At 69.7% G+C, this 23,895-nt stretch carries 17 protein-coding genes, 1 tRNA gene and 2 pseudogenes; 8 read left to right on the top strand and 12 right to left on the bottom strand.

Annotation, left to right across the window (positions count from 1 at the left end; genetic code table 11):
* Nucleotides 1-5: 5 nt before the first annotated feature.
* Entirely contained in the window at nucleotides 6-419 is a 414-nt protein-coding gene (locus GB864_RS09350) for a hypothetical protein (protein ID WP_160424356.1), read from the bottom strand.
* Nucleotides 420-738: 319 nt separating this feature from the next.
* On the opposite strand from GB864_RS09350, the pseudogene GB864_RS09345 reads away from it, so the two are divergent.
* The 3 genes and pseudogenes from GB864_RS09345 to GB864_RS09335 all read left to right on the top strand — a co-directional run.
* Nucleotides 739-1,248 (top strand): annotated as a pseudogene (locus tag GB864_RS09345) (transposase); the annotation flags it as partial.
* 111 nt (nucleotides 1,249-1,359) lie between these two features.
* Nucleotides 1,360-1,782, top strand: coding sequence for a hypothetical protein (locus GB864_RS09340; RefSeq protein ID WP_160424353.1), 423 nt, complete (start codon nucleotides 1,360-1,362; stop codon nucleotides 1,780-1,782).
* 48 nt (nucleotides 1,783-1,830) lie between these two features.
* On the top strand, nucleotides 1,831-2,499 hold the full coding sequence (locus GB864_RS09335) for a hypothetical protein (protein ID WP_160424351.1): 669 nt from the start codon (nucleotides 1,831-1,833) through the stop codon (nucleotides 2,497-2,499).
* 284 nt (nucleotides 2,500-2,783) lie between these two features.
* Here GB864_RS09335 and GB864_RS09330 read toward each other — a convergent pair.
* Nucleotides 2,784-3,522: pseudogene (locus tag GB864_RS09330) on the bottom strand (IS1595 family transposase); the annotation flags it as partial.
* 17 nt (nucleotides 3,523-3,539) lie between these two features.
* Between GB864_RS09330 and GB864_RS09325 the strand changes: the two are divergent.
* Nucleotides 3,540-4,610, top strand: a complete 1,071-nt coding sequence (locus GB864_RS09325) for an Rv2578c family radical SAM protein (protein ID WP_160424347.1) — start codon at nucleotides 3,540-3,542, stop codon at nucleotides 4,608-4,610.
* 17 nt (nucleotides 4,611-4,627) lie between these two features.
* Here the strand turns inward: GB864_RS09325 and GB864_RS18955 are convergent, their stop codons facing one another.
* Together GB864_RS18955 and GB864_RS09315 are read right to left on the bottom strand one after the other, a co-directional pair.
* On the bottom strand, nucleotides 4,628-6,448 hold the full coding sequence (locus tag GB864_RS18955) for a DUF4012 domain-containing protein (RefSeq protein WP_160424346.1): 1,821 nt from the start codon (nucleotides 6,446-6,448) through the stop codon (nucleotides 4,628-4,630).
* Between the two features lie 172 nt (nucleotides 6,449-6,620).
* Nucleotides 6,621-7,313: a cell wall protein gene (locus GB864_RS09315; RefSeq protein WP_202107112.1), complete on the bottom strand. Its 693-nt coding sequence runs from the start codon at nucleotides 7,311-7,313 to the stop codon at nucleotides 6,621-6,623.
* Between the two features lie 186 nt (nucleotides 7,314-7,499).
* Here GB864_RS09315 and GB864_RS09310 point away from each other — a divergent pair, with 186 nt between their 5' ends.
* Both GB864_RS09310 and GB864_RS09305 read left to right on the top strand, forming a co-directional pair.
* The gene (locus GB864_RS09310) at nucleotides 7,500-9,125 is read left to right on the top strand and encodes a hypothetical protein (RefSeq protein ID WP_160424344.1); all 1,626 of its coding nucleotides are present in this window, start codon (nucleotides 7,500-7,502) and stop codon (nucleotides 9,123-9,125) included.
* Nucleotides 9,126-9,132: 7 nt separating this feature from the next.
* Complete coding sequence (locus GB864_RS09305; RefSeq protein WP_160424342.1) at nucleotides 9,133-9,750, top strand: thymidine kinase; 618 nt, start codon at nucleotides 9,133-9,135, stop codon at nucleotides 9,748-9,750.
* Here the strand turns inward: GB864_RS09305 and GB864_RS09300 are convergent.
* From GB864_RS09300 to GB864_RS09270, 7 genes are all read right to left on the bottom strand, one after another.
* A complete protein-coding gene (locus tag GB864_RS09300) occupies nucleotides 9,731-10,048 on the bottom strand; it encodes a VanZ family protein (protein WP_160424340.1) in 318 nt (105 codons plus the stop codon). The genes GB864_RS09305 and GB864_RS09300 overlap by 20 nt on opposite strands.
* A 107-nt stretch (nucleotides 10,049-10,155) precedes the next feature.
* A complete protein-coding gene (locus GB864_RS09295) occupies nucleotides 10,156-11,103 on the bottom strand; it encodes an L-lactate dehydrogenase (protein WP_160424337.1) in 948 nt (315 codons plus the stop codon).
* Between the two features lie 208 nt (nucleotides 11,104-11,311).
* A tRNA-Pro gene (locus GB864_RS09290) sits at nucleotides 11,312-11,385 on the bottom strand.
* A gap of 77 nt (nucleotides 11,386-11,462) precedes the next feature.
* Nucleotides 11,463-12,437: a metallophosphoesterase gene (locus tag GB864_RS09285; protein WP_160424335.1), complete on the bottom strand. Its 975-nt coding sequence runs from the start codon at nucleotides 12,435-12,437 to the stop codon at nucleotides 11,463-11,465.
* A complete protein-coding gene (locus GB864_RS09280; protein WP_160424333.1) occupies nucleotides 12,437-15,007 on the bottom strand; it encodes a transglycosylase domain-containing protein in 2,571 nt (856 codons plus the stop codon). The genes GB864_RS09285 and GB864_RS09280 overlap by 1 nt, the downstream gene beginning before the upstream one ends.
* Before the next feature lie 117 nt (nucleotides 15,008-15,124).
* On the bottom strand, nucleotides 15,125-17,755 hold the full coding sequence (locus GB864_RS09275; RefSeq protein WP_160424331.1) for a transglycosylase domain-containing protein: 2,631 nt from the start codon (nucleotides 17,753-17,755) through the stop codon (nucleotides 15,125-15,127).
* A gap of 81 nt (nucleotides 17,756-17,836) precedes the next feature.
* A complete protein-coding gene (locus GB864_RS09270; RefSeq protein WP_160424329.1) occupies nucleotides 17,837-20,431 on the bottom strand; it encodes a transglycosylase domain-containing protein in 2,595 nt (864 codons plus the stop codon).
* A gap of 90 nt (nucleotides 20,432-20,521) precedes the next feature.
* Here GB864_RS09270 and GB864_RS09265 point away from each other — a divergent pair, with 90 nt between their 5' ends.
* Nucleotides 20,522-20,749, top strand: a complete 228-nt coding sequence (locus tag GB864_RS09265) for a Sp36 family protein (protein ID WP_160424327.1) — start codon at nucleotides 20,522-20,524, stop codon at nucleotides 20,747-20,749.
* Entirely contained in the window at nucleotides 20,746-21,213 is a 468-nt protein-coding gene (locus GB864_RS09260; protein ID WP_160424325.1) for an Atu1372/SO_1960 family protein, read from the top strand. The genes GB864_RS09265 and GB864_RS09260 overlap by 4 nt, the downstream gene beginning before the upstream one ends.
* Nucleotides 21,214-21,309: 96 nt before the next feature.
* Here the strand turns inward: GB864_RS09260 and acs are convergent, their stop codons facing one another.
* The gene (acs, locus tag GB864_RS09255) at nucleotides 21,310-23,265 is read right to left on the bottom strand and encodes an acetate--CoA ligase (RefSeq protein WP_160424323.1); all 1,956 of its coding nucleotides are present in this window, start codon (nucleotides 23,263-23,265) and stop codon (nucleotides 21,310-21,312) included.
* Nucleotides 23,266-23,895 lie beyond the last annotated feature (630 nt).

The following is a 23,895-nucleotide window of genomic DNA, read 5'->3' as shown; positions in this document are numbered from 1 at the left end:
CACACTCACGCCCAGTTGCACTTCTGTGGATCCGTGAACCAATTCGGAATCGAACCGCGCGCCGTCTCGAAGTCCCACCAGAGCCCGGCTTCCCAAATCGCGTAGCCGAAGACGGCATGGCAATCGAACTGTTGATGGATGGTTGTGGTCGTGGGAACTACGCCATTGACCCATTCCACCCACCCTTGCGTCTTCAGAGTTTGGTGGGGCATCGTCACAGTATGGCCGTAGGCCCGCGACGACGACGGTTCCGGTCGCGCTTCGGCGCGGCCGGAGCCGCGATCGTTCTGAGCAGCAACATCTGCGCGTGCGCCACATTCGACCCTCCACTCACCCGTGTTGCGTGCGAGAGCTTCGAGGCGAGTTGGAACGCCTTTTGCCGCAGTCCGAAACGAAAGTGCCGCGTCATCGGAGATCATCAGCGCGCGTGGCAGCCTGCATCGGCATTTGGATGAGCTTGCTGACGGGCCATTTGCCAGATGACATCACGAGCATGCTCGTCGTGACAAATGCTCAGCTCACATCAGCCTGGAACGCAACCTCCGTGACCGAACGTCGTTCCGCCGAGACGAGCCTCCAGAACGGTGTCGACTATGTTGCGAACCGCTGCACAGCAGAGAACTTCGAAATCGGCCCATTGCAAGTCATGACTCCCGTCCGCCCAGACGCGCCATAAGAACCCGGGCGCATCCACAGACTCCGTCATCACCCCCGATCCCAGTAGAGGTACGGGTTCGAGTCGGGGTCGATGAGACGTTCGTCGGCGGGGTCAGCATCGGCCGCTCCGCGGCGTCGACGACGAAAGCGACCGTGATGGTCGCCGTCGAAAAGCCCGGCCCCGGCCGTAAGCTCGGCCGGATTCGCCTCGGCCTGGCGGACCGGCCGAACACGCTGGGCCTGGTCGCGTTCGCGACCAACAGCGTGATGCCGGGCTCGACGATCCACACCGCCGGCGCCCGCATGATGCGCCGGCTCTCCGAGCTCGGCTACACGCACGAGTACGCCACCGGGTACAACGCCCCCGACCCGGCCGCGGTGCTGCCGGGTGTGCACCTGACCGCGTCGCTGCTGAAGCGCAGGCTGACGGGCACCCTGCACTACGGCGTCGCCGAGCATCAACTGCCCTACTACCTCGACGAGTTCACGTTCCGCTTCAACCGGCGCAACGCGACCAGCCGCGGCCTGCTGTTCTACCGACTCCTCCAACAGGCCGTGCACACCGACCCGCACCCCCTCGACGAACTGCTCGACCCGTTCTCGAATCCGTACTTGTAGTCGGTGATCCGTGCCGGCTCAGGGAATCCGCCATCGGGGTGAGCCCTGTTGATCCGGTGCTCGGCCTGGCGATAGATTCGCTCAATGATCAAGTCCCGAACCGGCCGCGTCGCCCTCACCGCGCTGCTTGTCCTTCCCGCCCTTGCCCTGGCCGGCTGCAGCACCGCGGCTGCCGCTGATGAGCCCAAGGCCACGGCTGCCCCGAGCGCCGAGGACACCTTCGCCTGCGGCGAGCTCAATGCGCTGACCGCGATGCTCCACAACGCTTCTGCGGACCACGACGATGCCGACTACCAGACGGCAGTCGCGCAGGCCGCATCGCAGGCCTTCACGAGCCTGACCGAAGTCGGGGCCGAGACGAAAGCAGCATTCAAGAAGGCTCAGACCGACCTCAGCGGTCGTACCGACGTGTCGATCAACGACGTGATCACGATCACCGAACCCGTGCGACTCGCCTGCGAGGACGCCGGCGTCATCGAGGGCGGCTACCGCGTCAACGGCGGGTAGTCCGAGACCGCCCCGAACGCCGAACACCGAGAGGGTGTCTGTGTCTGGATGACCGCGACGAAGAGCTCCGCTTCGACGACCGCCGCGCCTGGTGCAGCGAGGGCGCTGCTTGCGCTCCGTATCTGCAAGATCGCAGGCTGGATCCTCATCGGGCTCGCCCTCGCCCTCGGGGCGGTCGCATGGCTCGAGAGACGGTTCCAGGTCGCCCTCTGGCAGTACTTGCTCTTCGGCGATTGGGTGCCGACCCTGTGGTCGCTGGAGTGGCCGGCCGTGCTGCTGGGACTCGGCCTACTGTCCGTCGGAGCGTTGCCGTTCTGGCCGGCCCGGCCCGCACGACCGATCGGGCGACGAATCGCCACCGGCGTAGGCATGACCGTTCTCGTCGCGGTCATCCTCCCCTTCTCGATGATTTGGACGAGCATCGCCGATCACGGCCGCTACCGCTCACTGCCGGAACGCAGCGACGCCGGGTGCCGCATCGTCGTTCGCGAGCACTCGTTCCTGCTCGGCGGCGGCGGCAGCGTCGGCATCGTGCAGCCCGGCTCCGTCGTCATCGACTGGGTCCGCGACTACGCCGCCGACGACGGCTACACGCCCTTCGCCGCCGGCACGTACTCCCTCGAATGGGACGGCGCACAGGCTGATCTGCAGATCCACGGCACGACAGGGATGCCGGTGTGGTGGTACACGGAGGACCCGATCATCTGCGCGAACTGACCAGATCGGGGCCGCAGCGGTCCCCCTCCGAAGTCGACGCGCGGATCTGTTTCCGGCACGCAGCAGCGCGGCAGGGATGCCTAGTTCAGCGCCGTTAGTTCGCTGCTCTGTATGAACTCGAGCGCGCTCGGTCCGGCGAACCAGGCGTCGGACAGGTTCGGGTCGCATTGGACGTCTTTGTCCCACGCCACCTCGTCAGTTTCGAGGTTCAGCGTGGCAGACCAGCAGACGGCGAACGTCAACGTCGTTGAGGCCCCAAAGAAGCCGCCAGGTGTCGATTCTCCCTCGGCGGTACTGATGCCCCTGACATCGTACTCGTGCGTGTAGCCGAGTTCGGAGAGCCGGCGCATCATGCGGGCGCCGTCGGTGTGGATCGAGGACCCCGGCACGACGCTGTTGGTCGCGAACGCGACCAAACCCAGCGTGTTCGGCCGGTCCGCCAGGCCGAGGCGGATCCGGCCGAGCTTACGGCCGGGGCCGGGCTTTTCGACGGCGACCATCACGGTCGCTTTCGTCGTCGACGCCGCGGAGCGGCCGATGCTGACCCCGCCGACGAACGTCTCATCGACCTCGACCACGCCGCTGAGCAGGTCGCGTTCGGGGCGCACCATCGCCCGGCGCAGCTTGTGCATCCACGCCCACGCCGTCTCGTACGACTTCAACCCGAGCACGCGCTGCAGGCTCTGCGCGGACATCCCGTTCTTCTGCGACGTGACGAACCGGACCGCCGCGAACCAGGTCGACAGCGGCGTCCGGGTGCGGTGGAAGATCGTGCCCGCCGTCAGCGACGTCCGCCGCCCGCACGCCCGACACATGCACAAGCCGGCGCCCGTCGCCCAGAAGTCACGGCCCTCGCAGCCCGGGCAGACGAACCCGTCCGGCCAGCGCAACTGCGCCAGATTCTCCAGGCACGAACCACTCCCGCAGCTCCTGGAACGTCCGCGGGTAGTCGACCCCGCCGACCGGATGAGCAGACTCAGCCACTGCCACAAGGCCATTCCGGTTCGACAATGACTCGCACATATGTTCGAATGGGCGGCATGCGGTGGAGTGGACAGACGATCGACGCCCAGCAGCCGGACGCCTTGCCCGGACTCGTGCGGTTGCACGACCTCGTGCGGTCGGTGCGCACGCCGGAGTTCGCCGACGTCACCTTCCACGAAATCCTCGCCAAGAGTGCGCTCAATCGCGTACCCGGTGCGTCGCGCATGCAGTTCGGGTGGACCGTCAATCCCTACCGGGGGTGCAGCCACGCGTGCGCCTACTGCTTCGCGCGGCCGACCCACGAGTACCTCGAGTTCGACGCAGGCGACGACTTCGACCGGCAAATCGTCGTCAAGGTCAACGTCGCCGAGGTGCTCGGCCGGGAACTCGCGAAGCCGTCGTGGCACCGCGAGCACGTCGCCCTCGGCACGAACACCGATCCGTATCAACGCGCCGAAGGTCGCTACGCGCTCATGCCGGGCATCATCGACGCGTTCGCCGGGAGCGGCACGCCGTTCAGCATCCTCACGAAGGGCACACTGCTCCGCCGCGATCTGCCGCGGCTCGCCGAGGTACGTGACGCTGGAGTGGGGGTCGAGCTCGCGATGTCGATCGCGGTGCACGACCCTGAACTCCAGCGCTCGATCGAGCCCGGCACGCCGAGCACCGCAGCGCGCCTCGCCACCGTCACGGCGGCTCGCGACGCGGGGTTCGACTGCGCCGTCTTCCTCATGCCGATCCTGCCGTTCCTGACCGACACCAAGGCGCACCTCGACCGGGCGCTCGGCGACATCGCCGCCGCAGGCGCCACCCGGGTGCTCTACACGGCCCTGCACCTCCGAGGCCGCGTGAAGCCGTGGTTCATGGCCTGGCTCGAGCGGGAGCATCCCGACCTCGTGCCCCGCTACCGGGCGATGTACTACGGCCGCAACGCGTATGCGCCGCGCGACTACCGGCAGTGGCTCGGCGAGCGCATCCGGCCGCTCATCCGCGCGCACGGCCTGCGGCGCGACGATGAAGACCCCATCACCGGCGGCGTTCGGTCCACCGGCGCGCCTGCCGGGCAGAGCGCCGCCATCGCGGCGATGCCTGCGGCGGGTTCGGTCGGCCCCGACGCGCTGTTCTGACGCGCTGCTCGACCGGCTCAGCGGCAGTCGAGCGTCGTCTCGAGAACGTCGGGGTCCCAGGCCAGCGGGGTGTGCACGAGGGTCGGTTCGAACTCGCCCGCCTCGGCGCCGACGAAGTGGAAGCGCAGTGTGGCCTGCTCGCCGGGAGCGAGCTGCACGTGCGCGAGCGACGTCGGGAAGCCGGCATCCTCGACCTGCTTCACGACGGCGTCCGAGCCGTCGAGCTCGACGGCGCCGTAGAAACTGCCCGGTGGAGCGGCGACCGCCACGTCCGTCGCGATCCAGCCCAACGGCACACCGGAGAGACCCTCGCCGAGGTAGCGGAGCGGGAACTCGAGCACGTCCGCGGGGACCTCGCTCGTCAGGGTCACCTCCACGACGGTCTCCGGCAGGCCGTCGGTGCGGCACACGGACGTCGCGGCGCCGAGCGAGACGCCGAGGAACGTGTCGAGCTTCGCACCGGTGGCATCGCCGAACCACACGCCGAACGCACCGTCGCCGGCGTCGGACAACCGGGCGGTCGGGCCGCCGAGGAGGGATTCCGCGAGCACGGACTGCTCGGCGTCGTGGGCGCTCCAGGCCGAGATCCGGCCCTCCCGGACGGACTGGGCGAGCGTGTCCAGCAGCGCTCGGGGATCGGGGTCGCGGGTGAGCAGGGCCAGGAAGACGGCGTTCGTCGCAGCCGCGAAGTACGCGTTCTGCTCCGGATCCGTCTCGAACGCGAAGTACGGGTCGATGAGGAGCGCATCGACCGCGTTGTCGGCGTCGATCGAGCCGTAGCCCGGCACGTCGACCGCGCCGATGGCACCGAGGAGGCCCCGAACCACCCCGGTGTCGACGAAGAGCACCGTGTCGGGCGCCTCGCCGTAGCGCTCCGACCACCAGGCCGAGACGAGCTCGCCCGAGACCTCGGCCTGCCCGGCGTAGGACACGTTCTGGATGAACCCCATCGTCGATTCGCCCCACAGCTCCGTCGTGGAGGCCGGGATCTCCGCGGGGGGAGGGGATCGGTACTCGAAGTCCGCGGCGCTCGCCTGGGTGTCGACGCGGAGCGCGCCGTCCTCGACTCGCAGGAGTGAGAACGCCCCCGCGAGACCACCGGCCGGCCGCAGTTCCGCCTCGTTGAGGAAGACGAGCAGGATGCTCCGGGGGCCGTCGGACCCGAGCATGGGCGGCAGGATCGCCGCGGTGTCGGCGGCTGCCCCGAGGGGACCGCGCGTCTCGTCGACGAGGTCGTCGAAGCGGTCGACGGCCTCGCCGACCGGGCCGATGAGCGCGTCGTGGTCGAGCGCGTCCAGTTCGGCCTGCGTGCGGTCGAGGGTCGTGACGGCCGAGGCGAGCGGCTGGGCGGCGTCGGCCAGCGGGGCGAGGTCGAGTCCGCCCCCGGCCGGCCGGAGCGCGGCGAGGAGGTCGTCGGGGTCGCCGAGCCGCTCCTGCACGGGCTCGAGGGTGCCCGTGCCGAGCTCGTCGACCCCGGCGGCGAGGATGCGCACGGCGGCGAGGTTCTCGCCGAGCACGGGGATCGACTCCGCGAGGCGCCACACGGGATCGCCGGTGAGGCTCGCGGCGACGTGGGCGCGCTCGGTCGCCTCGCCGGCAGCCTCGAGGGCGGCGTCGTAGTCGCCTGCCGCCGCGGCCGTGGATGCCTCCGACGCGAGCCCCGGAAGGGCCTGCAGCTGGTTCGCGGCGAGGAGCCCGCGGATGCCGATCCAGGCCGCGCCGGCGACGATCACCAGGAGCAGCGCGAGCAGCGTCCACCGCACCGGGTGGCGCCGCCGCTTCGGAGCGGGACCGTCGGCCGGCGGCTCGCCGCCGCCGTCGGTCGGGGGTTCGTCCACCCCATCGCGGGAGGGATCGCCCGTGGCGGAAGCCGATGGCTCGTCGTTCCCGTCCGGCGTGGGCGCTGCGTCGTCAGCGGGCACGGCGACGGCCCCGTCGGCGCGGGAAGCGCCGTCGGGGCCGTCGTGGTCCGGCCCGGGCCGGACCGGCCCGGGAGCGTTCGTCACCGGATCAGCGCTTCGCGAGCCGCCGACCGACGATCTGACCGGTGCCGACGAGGGCGAGCAGGCCCGCACCGACGCCGATGGGCAGGAGCGCCGGGCTCACGCCGGTCTGCGCGAGGCCCGAGCCGGTCACGGACGTGCCGCCGGAGCCGGCGGGCGTCGTGGTCGTTCCGTGCGGGCCGGCGTTGCACAGCGGCGTGGCCGGCGGGTAGCTGAGCGGCACGGGCAGCTCGGGGTTGACCTGGATCATCGCGGAGATGCTGCCGCGCGTCCAGGCGAAGTTGCCCGTGGTCTGCACGAGCTCGCCGTTGACCTCGGCCCAGCCGGGCCAGCCGGTCGCGTTGCCTTCTTCATCGACCGTGGCGCCGGGCCAGAGGATCGTGGTCTGCAGGTTGCCGTTCTCGTCGAGCTCGCCGAGCAGGAGGTCGATCGTGTTGCCCTGGCTGTCGCTCAGGACGAGATGGGCGACGTTGCTCGTGGCGATGCCGTTGGGGTCGGTCAACTGGATGTTCACCGAGATGTAGGGCGCATCGTTGTCGCACACGCCGGTCACGGTCGACCCGGTGAGGGTCGGCTCGAACGGCGTCGTGGGCGTGTACGGGTCGTTCGTCGGTTCGTCGCCCTCGGCAGCCGAAGCGGCCGCCGGTCCGGCGAACAACAATGCCGCGACTGCGGCGATGGTCAGGGTCTTGCGCAGCACTGCGGGCCTCCTGGGGAAGGGGTGGGGTGGGGGCAACCTTTGGATGCTAACGCACCATGGTATGACGTCGATACACTCGGCCTCGATCCCCCAAGCGGGTGCCATTCGCCGGTCCTCCGGCCGCGTATGCTGACCTCATTCTGAATGCCCGCTGAGCACTCCCGCCATGTCGATCGGAGAGCGAAGGTGTCGAGCCCGATCCATGTCGCGGCGCTGCGAGTCGGCACGCGTGCGGCCGGAGACGCCGCCGCCGCGGTCGCGATCGGTACCGTGGCATTGCTCGCGATCGCCACCGTCGTCGATGCGCCGTCGACCGGGGCCGCCGCGGTCGCCGCCACACTGCTCCTGACACTCGCCGTCCTCGCCGGGCGCCGTGCGACGCGTCCCGTGGCGGTGTTCGTCTGGGTGGTCGTCGGGAGCGCGGCCCTGGCCGCGGTGCTCGCCGCCTTCGCGGGTTGGCGGCCGGGCGCGGCCTCGGACTCCTTCCTGTTCGTGCTCCCGCAGCTCGCCCTGCTCTTCCTCCTGCCGCCGCAGCGTTCGACGGGGCTCCCACGGGTGCTCTGGCTCCTCGTCCTGCTCGCCGGCGCCACGTCGGCGGCGGCCGTCGGCGCCATGGTCGCGGGTTCGCCGTTCGTCCCGGCGGTCGCGGTCCTGCTCGTGTGGGTGCTCGTCGCGGGCGGCCGGCCGCTCCTCCGGGCGCTCCGTGGTCGGGTGCCGACCTGGTCGGACGCCGGACCCGGGCCGGGAGGCGTCGACCGCGGGCACAGCCTGCGTCTGCTCGCCGTCGTCGTCGCGGCGCACCTCGATGCGCTCCTCCGCAACGGCTCCGGCGCGATCGGGCCTGTCCGGCGCGGGGCGATCGACCTCGATCTCGTTCGGCTGCTGGGCGCCGGCTGGCGCGGAGCGGCACCCGACGAGGAAGCGGATGGGCATGGCTGGGGGACGGCCCGGATCCAGGGGGCGTTCGCCGTGACCCCGAAGCTCTCTCCGCTCGCCGCAGCCCCGTCCATCGCGGGCATGCTGCGGCGGGGGCTCCTCGCAGGCGCGTGCCTCGTGGTCGGCATGAGCGGGATCGCAACGCTGGTGCACGCGGGCGAGATCACCCATCCGGACGCGGCGGCGGTCTCGCTCCTGCTCGTCCTCGCCGCGGCGATGGCCGCCCTGCAGGCGGCCAGGCACGCCGCGGGCGGCGCGAACGGGGTGCAGTGGCTCTTCGCGGCGACGATGCTCGGCATCGCGGCCGCCGCCGCCGAGTTCGTCAGCACCCTCGGCCGCGACACGCGCACCTACGACGACATCGCCCCGCTCGCGCTCGGCATGCTGCTGATCGGGCTCGCTCCGGCGTTCGGCTGGCGGGCCCTGCTCACGTGCGGCGGGCTCGCCGCCGTCCCGCTGGCGATCCTCGCGGTGGCCGAGGTCGGAACCGGGCTCCGTGACACGCCCCTCGTCTTCTGCGTGCTCGCGGCCGTGGTCCCGGTGCTCGGGGCGGCGATCGTCGCCGCCGTGTTCTCGCGGACCGTGGTGCGTGCCGCCTGCGCCGAGTTCCTCGGGCCGAGCGGCGAGGCGCTCCGCCGGGCCGAGGCCGAGGCCGAACCCGACGCACCGCACGGGGCGCGCTCGCTCCGGGAGGGCGTCGACGTGCTCGCCGGCGTCGTGCGGAACGTCCGGGTCGACCGGACCGCGCTCGACCGCGCCCGGTACTCGCTCCTCGACATCCAGACGCTCGCCGCGGACGGGCGCCCCCCGCACCGGCCCGCGCTGGAAGCCACCGACGACGCGGGAGGCGCCGACGGCCTCGCCGAGCGGGGATGATGGTTCCATGGCGAAGCTCTACTTCCGCTACGGCGCGATGAACTCCGGCAAGTCGACCGCATTGCTGCAGGCCGCGTTCAACTACGAGGAGCGAGGGCACCGGGTGCTGCTCGCCAAGCCGGCGATCGACACCAAGGGGGAGTCGGCGGTGCTCTCCCGCCTCGGGGTGGAGCGGCGCATCGACTGGGCCATTGACGCCGATGCCGACGTCTTCGACGAGTTCCAGCGTCGGCGATCCGCCGTCATCGCGACGAGCGGCCGCGAACTCAGCGCGCTCCTGATCGACGAGGCGCAGTTCCTCACCGCGGAGCAGGTCGACGACCTCCTCCGCATCGCCCTGCTCGATGACATCCCTGTGCTGGCCTACGGCATCCGCACGGACTTCCAGACGGTCGCCTTCCCCGGAAGCCGTCGCCTGCTCGAGGTCGCGCACTCGCTCGAGGAGCTCAAGACGATCTGCCGCTGCGGGCGGAAGGCCGTGTTCAACGCGCGCCTCGTCGACGGCGTGTTCGTGTTCGACGGCGATCAGGTCGCGATCGACGGCGCCGACGTCACCTACGAGGCGCTCTGCGGCGTCTGCTACCTCCAGGAGTCCGGCGGCATGCTCAGCGGTCGGATGCGCTGATCGGCTCGCGGACCCGTCGAACGGCACCGAGGATCGCGATTCCGGCGAGCGTGCCGAGCGAGTTCGCGAGGACGTCGGAGAGAGTCGGGACCCGCCCGGGCACGGCGAATTGCACGACTTCGACGAGGATGCTCGCGCCGATGCCCGTCATCGCGAGCGCGACGGGCGGCCACGCCGGCGCCATGACGGCGACGGCGAGCGGAAACGGCGTGAAGAGCACGATGTTCGCGACGAACTCCAGCACGACGAAGGCCGCCTCGACGTCGAACCCCATCGCGCCGGCCGTGCGCGCCAGCATCCCGACGATACCGGTGACGCGTTCGGCGTCCTCGGCGGGCCACCAGACGAGCAGGACCAGCGCGGTCCAGTAGGCCGCCGCGACGGCGCGGGCGGGACGGGCGGGGGTCAGGAGAACTTCGCGCGGGTCTCGGCGATCGCCGCGGCCGAGTCGCGGAGCAGTCGCAGTTCGTCGTCGTCGTAGGGCGCATCCAGCACCTGCTCGACGCCGCGGCCGCCGACGAGCGAGGGCACCGAGAGCGCGATGCCGTGGATGCCGCGGTAGTCGTGCAGCACGCTCGTCACCGGGACGACGACGTGCTCGTCGCCGAGGATCGCCTCGGCGAGGCGTGCGGCGGTCGTGCCGATCGCGTAGTTCGTCGAACCCTTGCCGGCGATCACGTGGTAGGCGGCGTTCTTGACCTCCTCCGCGATGCGGTCGAACTCGTCGTGGGAGAGCGGCGGCGCGTCGACGGGAACGTAGTCGGCGATCGGCACGGGACCGACGAAGGCCTGCGACCAGAGGGGGAACTCGGTGTCGCCGTGCTCGCCGACGATGAGGGCATGGATGCTCGAGGTGGAGACGCCGAGGCGTTCTGCGAGCCGCCAGCGCAGGCGCGAGGAGTCGAGCATCGTGCCCGTGCCGAAGACGCGGCCCGGCGCGAGCCCCGCGAGGTCGGTCGCGACCTGGGTGAGCACGTCGACCGGGTTGGTCACGAGCACGATGATCGCGTCGGGGGCGTGTTCGACGACGCCCGGCACGATCTGCTCGAGCAGCCGGATGTTCGCGCCGGCGAGATCGAGCCGGGTCTGGCCTTCCTTCTGCCGTGCGCCCGCCGTGATGATGACGAGATCCGAGCCGTCGACGACCGCGAGATCGTCGCCGCCGATGACGCGGCCGTGGAAGAACTGGCTGCCGTGCGCGAGGTCGGCGACTTCGGCTTCGACCTTCTGCGTCGCGACGTCGTACAGGGCGACCGTGCGGGCTGACCCACGTAGGAGCGCGGCGTACGCGGTCGCCGTTCCGACGCCCCCGGCGCCGATCACGGACAGCTTGGAGTTCTCGAGCTTGGCCATCGCGTTGTTCCCCTCGATCGCGAATCGGGGCGAGCGCCCCCCTTCGACATTGTGTCATCGGGACGCGGGAACCGCCCAGCGCGGACGAGGCGGACGTGCGAACGGCGGACGTCGATCGAGGCGTGCGGGACGCGGCGGGGGAGCGATCTTCCGGGGGAACGCGAAACGGCGGGCCGCTCTTTCGAGCGACCCGCCGTTATGCAACCGGTCGGGGTGACAGGATTTGAACCTGCGACCTCCTCGTCCCGAACGAGGCGCGCTACCAAGCTGCGCCACACCCCGGTGACCCGTCCTGCGGGCCGCTGACTAGCTTAGCCGATAATCGGAGCACGTTTGACCACTCGTGGCCTCGCGAGCTCTCAGGGGGCCGGCGTCAACGTGATGAGCGAGACCTCCGGAGGGCAGGCGAAGCGCACGGGCGCGTAGATCGAGGTGCCGAGGCCGGCTGAGACGTTGAGGTACGCCGCCCGGAGGCCGTGGCGCCAGAGGCTCGGGCCCTTCACCTGGGAACGGGGGATATCGCAGTTCGTGACGAGCGCGCCGAATCCGGGCACGCACACCTGCCCGCCGTGCGTGTGCCCGGCGAAGAGGACCTGTGCACCGTGGTTGACGAACGAGTCCAGCACTCGCCGATACGGCGCATGCGCGACGCCGATCGTCACGGTCGGGCGCGGGGCGCCGGGAGTGTGGGCGTCCGGCCAGGTCTCGTCGCCGAGCGGGTCGTCCTCGCGTTCGTCGTCGATCGCCGAGGCGATGAGGTCGAGACGGTCGAGCGCCTTGTGCGGGTCGTCGACGCCGAAGAACTCCAGGTGGGTGCCCTTGACCACGATCGAGCCGGCGCGGTTGTTCAGGTCGAGCCAGCCGAGCTCGGCGAACTCGCCGAGGAGCGCCTGCGTATCGAGCTGCGGAGCGCGCTTGTTGCCCTTCGACGGCCCGCGGAAATACGCCAACGGATTCTTCAGCACCGGGCCCCAGTAGTCGTTCGATCCGTTCACGAAGACGCCGGGGATGCCGCGGAAAGTTGCGAACGCGGCACGGATGCCTTCGATCCCGCGAACGTGGCCGAGGTTGTCGCCCGTGTCGACCACGAGATCGGGTTCGAGTTCGGCGAGCGCCGCCACCCAGGCCTGCTTGCGATGCTGCCACGGCGCCATGTGCAGGTCGGACACGTGCAGGATGCGGATCGGTTCGGCGCCCGCGGGGAGCACGGGGAAGTCGGCCTCGCGGACCGTGAACCGATTGCGTTCGACGAGGGTGCCCCACGCGAGCGCGGCAGCGCCGAGTGCTCCGGCCGCGACGAGCAGCGCCGCGCCGGGAGAAGTGCGAGCCGCCATCAGCCGCGATCGCCTCCGGCGCCGCCGGGCTGCTCGTCGTCGCCCCTGCCGGGGTCGGCGTCGTCGGGTCGGGTCGCCGCGATCGTGATGGTGTCGCCCTTCTTCGCGGTGGCGTTCGCCCCCGGGTTCTGCGCGGAGACGGTCCAGGCGGAATCGGCCCCGCCGTCGACCTTGACCTTGAAGCCCGCCTGGACGAGCGCGGTCTGCGCCTGCTGCACGGTCAATCCCACCACATTCGGCACGATCGCGCCCTGCCCGTTGGAGGTGTTGACGCGGATGGTCGAACCCAAGCTCGCCTCGCCCGACGGGTCGCTGCCGGTGACCTGCCCGGCCGGAAGGGACGAGTCGACCTCACCTGCGTACTCGAACACGAAGTCGGCGGCCTCGATGGCCTGCTGCGCCGCCTCGAGCGACATGCCCGCCACGTTCGGCACGGCGACCTTCACGTCCCGGAACGCCGAGGCGTCGGGGGCGGTGAAGGCCTCGCCGCCGTACTTCTCGTCGATCACGCGCATGATGCGCGGCCAGATCCGGTGCCGGGCCTGGGCGGCCTGGCCGGAAGGGAGCCAGAGGCGTCGCATGCTCTGGAAGCCTTCGACGTTGCCGACCCAGACGACGGTCGCGGCCTGGGTGCTGGCCCCATCCATCCAGGTCGCGACCGCGGCGTCGGTCGTGCCCGTCTTGCCGATGTGGGGGACATCCGTGCCCGTGCGGGAGTTCACGGCGGTGCCGCCGCTCGTGAATGGGGCCTGCATGGCGTACTGCATGGCGTACGCGATCTGGGGGTCGACGGCCTGCGAGCACTTCGTCTGCGGCGGCGTCACCTCGGTGCCGTCCGCCTTGACGATGCGGTCGATCGCCACAGGGGTGCAGAAGAGCCCGTCGTTGGCGATGCCCGCGTACGCGGCGGCCATCGACAAGGGGGCGACCTCCTGGGTGCCGATGACGTCGGCCGGGTGCATCTGGAGTTCGTTGCCGTCGGCGCGATGGATGCCGAACGCCTGGGCGACGGCCTTGATGTCGCAGAGGTTGAGCTTCTGCGCCATGGCGATGAACGCGGAGTTCACCGAGAGCTTCGTCGCCTGCACGGCGTTGTTGGCGCCGTTCTTGTCGTCGTTCTTGCCGGACCACGTGCCCGAGAGGCCCTCGCAGCTGGTCAGGTACATGGGACGGTTCGAGCCGTTGAAGCCCTCGGTGAGGCCGTGCCCGGCCTTCAGCCAGGCGCCGAGCGTGAACACCTTGTACGTGGATCCGGGCTGGAAGCCGGTCGACCCGCCGTAGTCGTAGTCGGTGCTGTAGTTGACGGCGGTGTACGTCGGATCAGCGCTCGTCACCGAGGAGTCCTGGCTGTACTTCTTGTTCTGCGCCATCGCGAGGACGCGCCCCGTGCCGGTCTGCACGGTCACGGCGACGGACCCGATGTTCACCGTCTCCATCGCCTGCGGCACGTTCTCGTTGATGGCGGCGACCGAGGCCGCCTGCACGTCGATGTCGAGAGTCGTGTAGATCTCGAGCCCGCCGGTGGTGAGCAGGACGTCGCCCTCGTTCACGTCGGGCGTCTCGGGATCGTCCATCTCATTGCGGATGACGTTGGTGACGTAGTCGCAGAAGAATCCGTCGGAGCCCTCGGTACCGGCCGTTTGGCAGCCGTTCTCGGACGGCGTGATGTGCGGTTCGATCACCGTCGCGATCGCCTCGTCGAACTGCTCCCGCGTGATCTTCTTGTAGCGCAGCATCTGCGTCAGGATGTAGTCGCGGCGGTCCTTGTTGAGCGCATAGCCGTTCGCGGCGCCGTTCTCCGGGTCGTCCGGGCGGTCCAGCCTGAGCGAGTTGGGCTCCTGCGTGATCGCGATGACGCTCGCCGTCTGTGCGAGCGTGAGCTTCGAGTTCGGGACGCCGTAGTAGTACTTCGCGGCCGCCTCGATGCCGTAGACGATGCCGCCGAAGTGGGCGATGTTGAGGTAGCCCTGGAGGATCTCGTCCTTCGAATACTGCTTCTCGAGGGCGATCGCGTAGCGCATCTCCTTGAGCTTGCGGTCGGGTGTGACCTCGGTGGCCGCCTGATAGGCCGCCTCCTTCTCCTCCAACGTCTTCGCCTCGCGCATGCCGTTGTTGATGAGGACGTTCTTGACGTATTGCTGTGTGATCGACGACCCGCCCTGCACGTCACGGCCGGTCGTCGTGGCGACGACGGCGCGGATGGTGCCCTGCAGATCGACGCCGCCGTGCTCGTAGAAGCGCGCGTCCTCGCCCGCGACCGCCGCGTCCTTGGCGGTCTGGCTGATCTGGTCCCAGGGCAGCGACTCGCGGTTGTCCTGGTAGAAGGTCGCCATGAGCACCGGCTGATCGCCGTTCATGGCGTACATCGTCGACTTCTGCGGCAGGTCCTCGATGGCCAGGTAGCTCGGGATGTTCTCGAACAACGAGATCCCGCTGTTGGCGGCGTAGCCCGAGACGGCGATCGACGGCGTCACCGACACCGCGACGAGGATGCCGGCGATGGCGCTGACGCCCAGGAATCCCACGACGCCGGTCGCGATGTCGCTCAAGGTGCGCTTGGGGGCGGACATAACCGGGAGCGTAGCGGACGGCGCCGCGCGGCGATGCCGCACGGCGCCGAAGACCTGGGAACTGCTCAGGAAACGGCCGCAGCGGTCGGGTGCGTCATGCCCGACCGCCGCAGCGGGTCATCCGTCGGTGCCGTCGGTGCCGTCGGTGCCGCCGGTGCCGTCGCCGCCGCCGGTGCCCGGATCGGGCGTGGGCTCCGTGGTCGGCTCCAGGGTCTCCCGGACGGGTTCCGTCGCCTTCAGCGTGATGGTGTCGCCCTGCTTCGAGGCCGAGCCGGCACCCGGGCTCTGGCTCGAGACGATCCACTCCGGCTGCGCCTTGTTCGGCACCTTCACCTTGAATCCGGCGGCGATGAGCGCGGCCTGCGCCTGCTGCACCGTCTGCCCGACGACGTTCGGCACGGCCAGTCCCTTGCCGTTCGAGGTGAAGACGCGGATCGTCGAGCCGAGTCCGGCTTCGCCGCTCGGGTCGGTCTGCGCCACCTGGCCCGCGGGCAGGCTCGAATCGATGTCGCCGCCGTGCTCGAAGACGAAGTCGGCATCCTCGATGGCCTGCTGGGCCGCCTCGAGCGACATCCCGATGACGTTCGGGATGGCCGCCTTGGTCTCCTTCAGGAGGCTGTCGGGCGGCGTGCCGAATGCGTCGCCGCCGTACTTGTTGTCGGCCGTCGTCATGACGGCCTTCCAGATGCGGTGGCGGGCGTACTGGGCGAGCCCCGAGTCGAAGGTGAGGTTTCGCATGGATTGGAAGCCCTGGACGTTGCCGACCCACACCGCCGTGGCGGCCTTCGTGCTCGCACCGGTCATCCACGTCGCGACGGCCTTGTCGGTCGTGCCCGTCTTGCCGATGTGGGGGACGCCCGTGTACGTGTTCGACTTCGTCGCCGTGGCGCCGGCCTCGAACACCTGCTGCATCGCGAACTGCATGGCGTGCGCCACGTCGGTCGTGACCGAGGCGCTGCAGGCCGACGTCGGGACCGCCTGGTCGGTGCCGTCGGCCTTGACGATGCGTTCGATCCCGATCGGCGAGCAGTAGACGCCGTCGTTCGCGATGCCCGCGTAGGCCGCGGCCATCGTGAGGGGGGCGACCTCCTCGGTGCCGAGCACGCCGGCCGGGTAGATCTTCAGGTCGTTGCCGTCGGCGCGGTGCACGCCGAACGACTGCGCGGCCGTCTTCACGTCGCAGAGGTCCATCTTCTCGGCCATCGCGAGATAGCTCGAGTTGATCGAGAACTTCGTCGCATCGACGGCGTTGTTGCCGACCGCGCCGTCGTCGTTGCCGCCCTTCCAGGTACCGCCCGTGCCCTCGCAGCTCGAGACCGTGATCGGGCGGAGGCTGCCGTTGAAGCTCTCGTAGAGCGAGTGCCCCTGCGTGAGCCATGCGGCGAGGGTGAACACCTTGAACGTCGAGCCGGGCTGGAAGCCCGTGGAGCCGCCGTACTCGTAGTCGGTCGAGTAGTTGACGCTCGTGTAGGTGGGATCGGCGGCCGTGACCGTCGAGTCCTGGCTGTACTTCTTGTTCTGGGCCATGGCGAGCACCTTGCCGGTGCCCGGCTGCACCGTCACCGAGACGGAGCCGATGTCCACCGAGTCGAGGTGCTGGGGGACGTTGGCGTTGAGCGCTTCGACGGTCGAGTTCTGCAGGTCGAGGTCGAGCGTCGTGAAGATCTGCAGGCCGCCGGTCTTGAGCATCTGCGTGCCCTCGTTGACATCCGGCGTCGTCTCGTCGTCCAGTTCGTTCTGGATGATCTTGGTGACGTAGTCGCAGAAGAACCCGCTCGAGCCGTCGGCGCCGGCGGTCTGGCATCCGTTGGTGGACGGCGTGATGTGCGGCTCGATGACCGTGTTGATCGCCTCGTCGTGCTGGGCCTGGTCGATCATGCCCTGCGCGAGCATCGCGTCGATGATGTAGTCGCGCCGGTCCTTGTTGAGCGCGTAGCCGCTCGCGGCGCCGTTCGTCTCGCTGTCAGGGCGATCGAGGCGCAGCGTGTTCGGCGACTGGGTGATCGCGATGATGCTCGCGGCCTGAGCCACGGTCAGCTGGGAGTTGTCGACGCCGTAGTAGTACTTCGACGCGGCCTGGATGCCGTAGGTGATGCCGCCGAAATGGGCGATGTTGAGGTACCCCTCGAGGATCTGGTCCTTCGAGTACTTCTTCTCGATGGCGATCGCGTAGCGCATCTCCTTGAGCTTGCGCGCCGGCGTCGTCGCCGTGGCCTCCTCGTAGGCGGCCTGCTTCTCCTCGTCGGTCTTCGCCTCGCTCACGCCGTTGTTGATGAGCACGTTCTTGACGAACTGCTGCGTGATCGAGGAGCCGCCCTGGACGTTGCTGCCCGAGGTCGTCGCGACGACCGCGCGGATCGTGCCGGTGAGGTCGACGCCGCCGTGCTCGTAGAAGCGGGCGTCCTCGCCCGCGACCGCGGCATCCTTGGCGAACTGGCTCATCTTGTCGAGCGGGATCGACTCGCGGTTGTCCTGGTAGAAGTCCGCGAGCCGGACGGGCTGGCCGTCGGGGCCGGTCGCGAACATCGTCGACTTCTGCGGCAGCGCGTCGATCTCCAGATAGTTCGGCAGATTCTCGAAGAGATTCAGGCCGCTGGAGGTGACGCTGCCGCTCACGGCGATGGCCGGCGCCATGGAGGCGGCGACGAGCACGCCGGAGAGGATGCTGACGCCGAGGAATCCGGCGATGCCTTCGAGCATGGTGCGCCGATCGGGCGCGTTGGAGCTCGGTCGTTTCGGGTCCGACATAACGAAGGAGCGTAGCGGATGAACCGCGGGGGAGGAGCCGGTACTCCGGCTCCTCCCCCGCGGACGCAGGACCCGAGGCGGTCAGCCGCCGGTGCGGTCGCCGCCGTCGCCCGGCGCCGGGGTCGGCTCCGTCGTGGCCGGGGCGTCATCCGGTTCGCTCGCCTGCAGGGCGACCGTGCTGCCCGCCGAAGCGCCCGAGCCGCCGCTCGGCGACTGCGCGGTCACGACCCAGTCGGACTCGGCGTCGCCGGACACCTGCACGGTGAAGCCCGCGGCCTCGAGCGTGCGGCGCGCCTCGCGCACCGTCGAGCCCACCACGTCGGGCACGGATGCCGCCGCGGAGCCGTTGGACGTGCGCACGGTGATGGTCGCTCCGGCGGTCGCCTGACCGCTCGGGTCGTACGAGACGATCTGCCCGGCCGGCTGGTCGGAGTCGACCGCCCCGCCGTCCTGGAGGGTGAAGCCGGCGTCGGTGAGCGCCTTCGTGGCGGCATCGATCGTCAGCCCGGTGACGTCGGGCACGGCGACCTGGCGGCCCTGCAGCATCGTCTGGTCGGGGTCGGTGAACTCGTCGCCGCCGTACTTGCCGTCGATGACCGACATGATGCGCGGCCAGATGCGGTGACGTGCGGTCGAGGCGGCGCCCGAGTCGAACCACTGCTGGCGCATGCTCGCCGTGCCCTGGACGTTGCCGACCCAGACGACGGTCGAGACCTTCGAGCTGGCGCCGTCCATCCAGGTCGACACGGCGTTGTCGGTCGTGCCGGTCTTGCCGATGTGCGCGATGCCCGTGCCCGGGTCGGACGCGGCGGCGGTGCCGCCGTCGAACGTCGACTCCATGGCGTACTGCATGGCGTGCGCGACGTCGGGCTCGACGGCCGCGTCGCACGTGGTCTTCGGCGCCTCGAGCTCGCTGCCGTCGGACTTGACGATGCGGTCGATCGCGACGGGCGTGCAGACGACGCCGTCGTTGGCGATGCCCGCATAGGCGGCGGCCATCGTGAGGGGCGCGATCTCCTGGGTGCCGAGCACGTCGGCGGGGTACATCGTGAGGTCGTTGCCGTCGGCGCGGTGCATCCCGAACGACTGCGCGGTCGTCTTGATGTCGCAGAGGTCCATCTCGGACGCCATCGAAAGGAAGCTCGAGTTGACCGAGTACTTCGTCGCGTTGAGCGCGTTGTTCGCGGTGGTCGAGTCGTCGTTGCCGCCGGTCCAGGTGCCGCCGGTGCCCTCGCAACTCGAGACCGTGATCGGGCGCACGCTGCCGTCGAAGTTCTCGTACAGGCTGTGGCCCTCGTTGAGCCACTCGGCGAGCGTGAACACCTTGTAGGTCGAGCCGGGCTGGAAGCCGGTCGAGCCGCCGTAGGCGTAGTCGGTGCTGTAGTTCACCGCGGTGTACGTGGGGTCGGCCGAGGTGACCGACGGGTCCTGGCTGTACTTCTTGTTCTGGGCCATGGCGAGCACGCGGCCCGTGCCGGCCTCGACCGAGACGCTCGCGGAGCCCACGTCGAAGGCGTCGGAGTGCTGCGGCACGTTGTCGTTGATCGCGCTGACCGTCTCGGCCTGCACGTCGAGGTCGAGGGTCGTGTAGATGTCGAGGCCGCCGCGCGTGAGCAGATCGGTGCCCTCGTTGACGTCCGGGGTCTCCGGGTCGTCCATCTCGTTCTCGATGATCTTGGTGACGTAGTCGCAGTAGAAGCCGCTCGAGCCGTCGGTGCCGGCGGTCTGGCAGCCGTTGGTGGACGGGGTGATGTGCGGCTCGATGACCGTGTTGATCGCCTCGTCGTGCTGGGCCTGGTCGATCATGCCCTGCGCGAGCATCGAATCGATGATGTAGTCGCGGCGCTCCTTGTTGAGGGCGTAGCCGTTCGCGGCGCCGTTCGTCTCGCTGTCGGGCCGGTCGAGGCGCAGCGTGTTCGGCGACTGCGTGATCGCGATGATGCTCGCGGCCTGGGCGATACTCAGCTGCGAGTTGTCGATGCCGTAGTAGTACTCGGCCGCGGCCTGGATGCCGTAGGTGATGCCGCCGAAGTGGGCGATGTTGAGGTAGCCCTGGAGGATCTGGTCCTTCGAGTACTCCTTCTCGAGGGCGATCGCGTAGCGCATCTCCTTGAGCTTGCGGTCGACGGAGACCTCGGTGGCCTCCTCGTAGGCGGCCTGCTTCTCCTCGTCGGTGGTCGCCTCGCTCACGCCGTTGTTGACGAGGACGTTCTTCACGTACTGCTGCGTGATCGACGAGCCGCCCTGGACGTCGGCTCCCGTGGCCGTGGCCACGAGCGCGCGGACGGTGCCGGTGACGTCCACGCCGCCGTGCTCGTAGAAGCGGACGTCCTCGCCGGCGACGGCGGCGTCCTTCGCGAACTGGCTGATCTGGTCCCACTCGACCATCTCGCGGTTGTCCTGGTAGAACGACGCGAGCAGGACCGGCGCTCCGTCGGCGCCGGTCGCGTACATGTTCGACTTCTGGGGGAGATCGTCGATCTTCAGGTAGCTCGGCAGGTTCTCGAAGAGGGCGATGCCGTTGTTGGCCATCGATCCGGTCACGGCGATCGCCGGGGTCACGGAGACGGCAACGAGCACGCCGGCGAGCACGCTGGCGCCGAGGAATCCGGCGATCCCCTTGAGCAGGGGGCGTCGGCCGGGCGCAGTGCGCTCCGGTCGGTTCGGGTCAGACATATCGTGGGAGCCTAGAGAGGGCGCCTGAGCGGCGCCCGTGCAGCCGGTGTTGATCGGCCGAGATTCCACCACAGATCCGAGGAGAAGCCGATGCCGGCCTGGGAATACATCACGACCCCGTTGCTCATCCACAACACCGCCGCCATCCTCAACAACTGGGGCTCGGAGGGCTGGGAGCTCGTGCAGATCGTCACGAACGAGGGCGGCGGGCTCGTCGCCTACCTGAAGCGCCCCGTCGGCGAGGAGACCTCGCACGCGGCGGCGGCCGGCGCGCAGGCCGCGGCCCAGGCGGCGAAGCAGTTCGAGGGCGAGCAGTGAGCGCCGAGGCGAAGCTCGCGGAGCTCGGCATCGAGCTCCCGGACGTCGCGACGCCCGCGGGCGCCTACGTGCCGACGGCGGTCCACGGCGACCTCGTCTTCACCGCGGGCCAGCTGCCCTTCGTCGCCGGCGTGCTGCCGGCCACCGGCAAGGTCGGCGACGGCGACGGCCTCGTGACCGCCGAGGAGGCGCAGGGCTACGCCCGCCAGGCCGCGCTCAACGCGCTCGCCGCGGTGCGTGCGGAACTGGGCTCGCTCGACCGCGTGACACGCGTCGTCAAGGTCGTCGGCTTCGTCGCGAGCGACCCGGCGTTCATCGGCCAGCCGGGCGTCGTCAACGGAGCGTCCGAGGTGCTCGGGGAGATCTTCGGCGAGGCCGGCCGGCACGCGCGCAGCGCCGTCGGCGTCGCCGTGCTGCCGCTCGACTCGCCCGTCGAGGTCGAGCTGATCGTCGCGTTCTCCTGACGAGGATGCTCCGCAGCGGAGCATCCCGAGACGCGCGGATGCCCCGTGCGGCGGAACCCGGAAGGGGACCGCGGCACGGGGCATCCGTCGTCGGCGCTACTTGACGAGCTGCGCCTCGATGACCTCCATGATCGAGGTGTCGGCGAGGGTCGTCGTGTCGCCGACCTGGCGACCCTCGGCGAGGTCGCGCAGCAGACGCCGCATGATCTTGCCCGAGCGGGTCTTCGGCAGTTCCGGCACGATGAAGACCTGGCGCGGACGTGCGATCGCGCCGATCTGGCGGGCGACGTGGGCGCGCAGCTCCTCGCTCGTCGCGGCGACGTCCGCGGCGTGGGCCTTCTGGCTCTCCTTGAGGATGACGAACGCGACGACGGCCTGGCCCGTGGTCTCGTCGGCGGCGCCGACGACGGCGGCCTCGGCCGTGTACGGGTGGGCGACGAGCGACGACTCGATCTCCGTGGTCGAGAGGCGATGGCCGGAGACGTTCATGACGTCGTCGACGCGGCCGAGGAGCCAGATGTCGCCGTCCTCGTCGCGGCGGGCGCCGTCGCCGGCGAAGTACTTGTCGCCGAACTTCTCCCAGTACGTCTCCTTGAAGCGCTCCGGGTCGCCCCAGATGCCGCGGAGCATCGACGGCCAGGGCTCGGTGACGACGAGCAGGCCGCCGTTCGTGTCGTCGACGGGGGTGCCCGAGTCATCCACGATGTCGATGGAGACGCCCGGGATCGGCGTCTGCGCACTGCCGGGCTTGAGGTCGGTGATGCCGGGCAAGGCGGAGATCATGATCGCGCCGGTCTCCGTCTGCCACCACGTGTCGACCACGGGGATCGACCCGCCGCCGATGACGTGGCGGTACCAGACCCAGGCCTCGGGGTTGATCGGTTCGCCGACCGAGCCGAGGAGGCGGAGGCTGCGCAGGTTGAAGGACTGCGGGATCGCGCGGCCCTGCTTCATGAACGAGCGGATCGCGGTCGGCGCGGCGTAGAAGATCGTGACGCCGTACTTCTCGATGATCTCCCACCAGCGGCCCGGGTGCGGGCTGTCGGGCGTGCCCTCGTAGACCACGGTCGTCGCGGCGTTCGCGAGCGGTCCGTAGACGACGTACGTGTGTCCCGTGATCCAGCCGACGTCGGCCGTCGACCAGTAGACGTCGCGCTCGGGGTGCAGGTCGAAGACGTTCTTGTGCGTGAACGCCGCCTGCGTCAGGTAGCCGCCCGAGGTGTGCAGGATGCCCTTGGGCTTCCCGGTCGTGCCGGACGTATAGAGGATGAAGAGCGGGTGCTCGGCTCCGAAGGCGGGGGCGACGTGCTCGTTCGAGGCCGTGGCCACCGAGTCGTGCCACCAGAGGTCGCGGTCGGCGACCCAGCCGACCTCGTTCTCGCCGCGTCGCACGACGAGCACGTGCTCGACCGATCCGGCGGTCTTGGCGACGGCCTCGTCGACGGTGGGCTTCAGCGGGAAGACCTTGCCCTTGCGGTAGCCGCCGTCGGCCGTGATGACGAGCTTGGCCTGCGCGTCGTCGATGCGGGAAGCGAGCGAGTCGCTGGAGAACCCGCCGAAGACGACCGAGTGGATGGCGCCGATGCGGGCGCAGGCGAGCATCGCCACGATCGCCTCGGGGACGAGCGGCATGTAGATGGCGACGCGGTCGCCGTCGGCGACGCCGAGCGACTCGAGCGTGTTCGCCGCACGCTTGACCTCGTCGGTGAGTTGCGCGTACGTGATCGCACGGCTGTCGCCGGGCTCGCCCTCCCAGTGGATCGCGACGCGGTCGCCGAGACCGTTCTCGACGTGCCGGTCGAGGCAGTTCGCCGCGACGTTCAGTTCACCGTCCTCGAACCACGTCGCGAACGGCGGGTTCGACCAGTCGAGCGTCTTGGTGAACGGCTTCGACCAGGTCAGCAGTTCGCGGGCCTGGTCGGCCCAGAAGCCGAGCCGATCGGCGGCGGCGGCCTCGGCGAGTTCCGGGCCGGCGATGGACTGCGCCGCGAACTCCGGCGACGGTCGGAAGCGGCGGATCTCCTCGAGGTTGTGATCGATCTCGACGGTCATGTTCTACTTCGCTCCTTTGCGGAAGTGGCCGGTTCGGGCACGGGCGACCTCGCCCAGAACGGCACCCTACCCCGCCTCCCGGAGGTGGGGTGACGCGGCCGGCTGCCCGTTCGGACGAACGGTTGCGTCTCTGCGACGGACGGTGAAGGATGCTCGTCAGGCGGTGCTCTCTGTGGGGTTCCGCACAGTGTTCTGTATGTCAGCACAAATGCGGACATTCAGTACTTGCGCATGGACCGGGAATCCGTATTCTTGTTCCTGCCCGAACAACTCGTTTCGAGGCCTGCGGCGCCACGGATTCCCCCCAATCCTCGCGCCGCCGAGGCGGCACCTGTTCCCCCCAATGGGTGCCGCCCCCTTCTTTCCGGGACGCCGACGAGGCTCCCGCACACAGAACCCCCGCCGGATTCGGCGGGGGTTCTGTCGTTTCCGGGGAGGCCGTTTCCAGGGAGCTTGCGTTCCCGGCGACCGCGCCGCTCTCCGGATGCCGGTCGATCGGCGATTCCTCCACAGCCGTCGTCGCGGGGCGTCGGGTTATCGGCCAGAAAGAGTGGATGTCTCGGGCGTGTCAGCTGCGTCCGGCCCAGCCTTTCCTGGTCCAGAGGCCTTCTTCGTCGCTGAGTCCGGTGT

It is taken from the genome of Agromyces seonyuensis (assembly GCF_009789225.1).
Taxonomy (GTDB): Bacteria; Actinomycetota; Actinomycetes; order Actinomycetales; family Microbacteriaceae; genus Agromyces; species Agromyces seonyuensis.
Note: the sequence above shows the minus strand (reverse complement) of the source record. Positions and strands in the feature narration are given on the sequence as shown.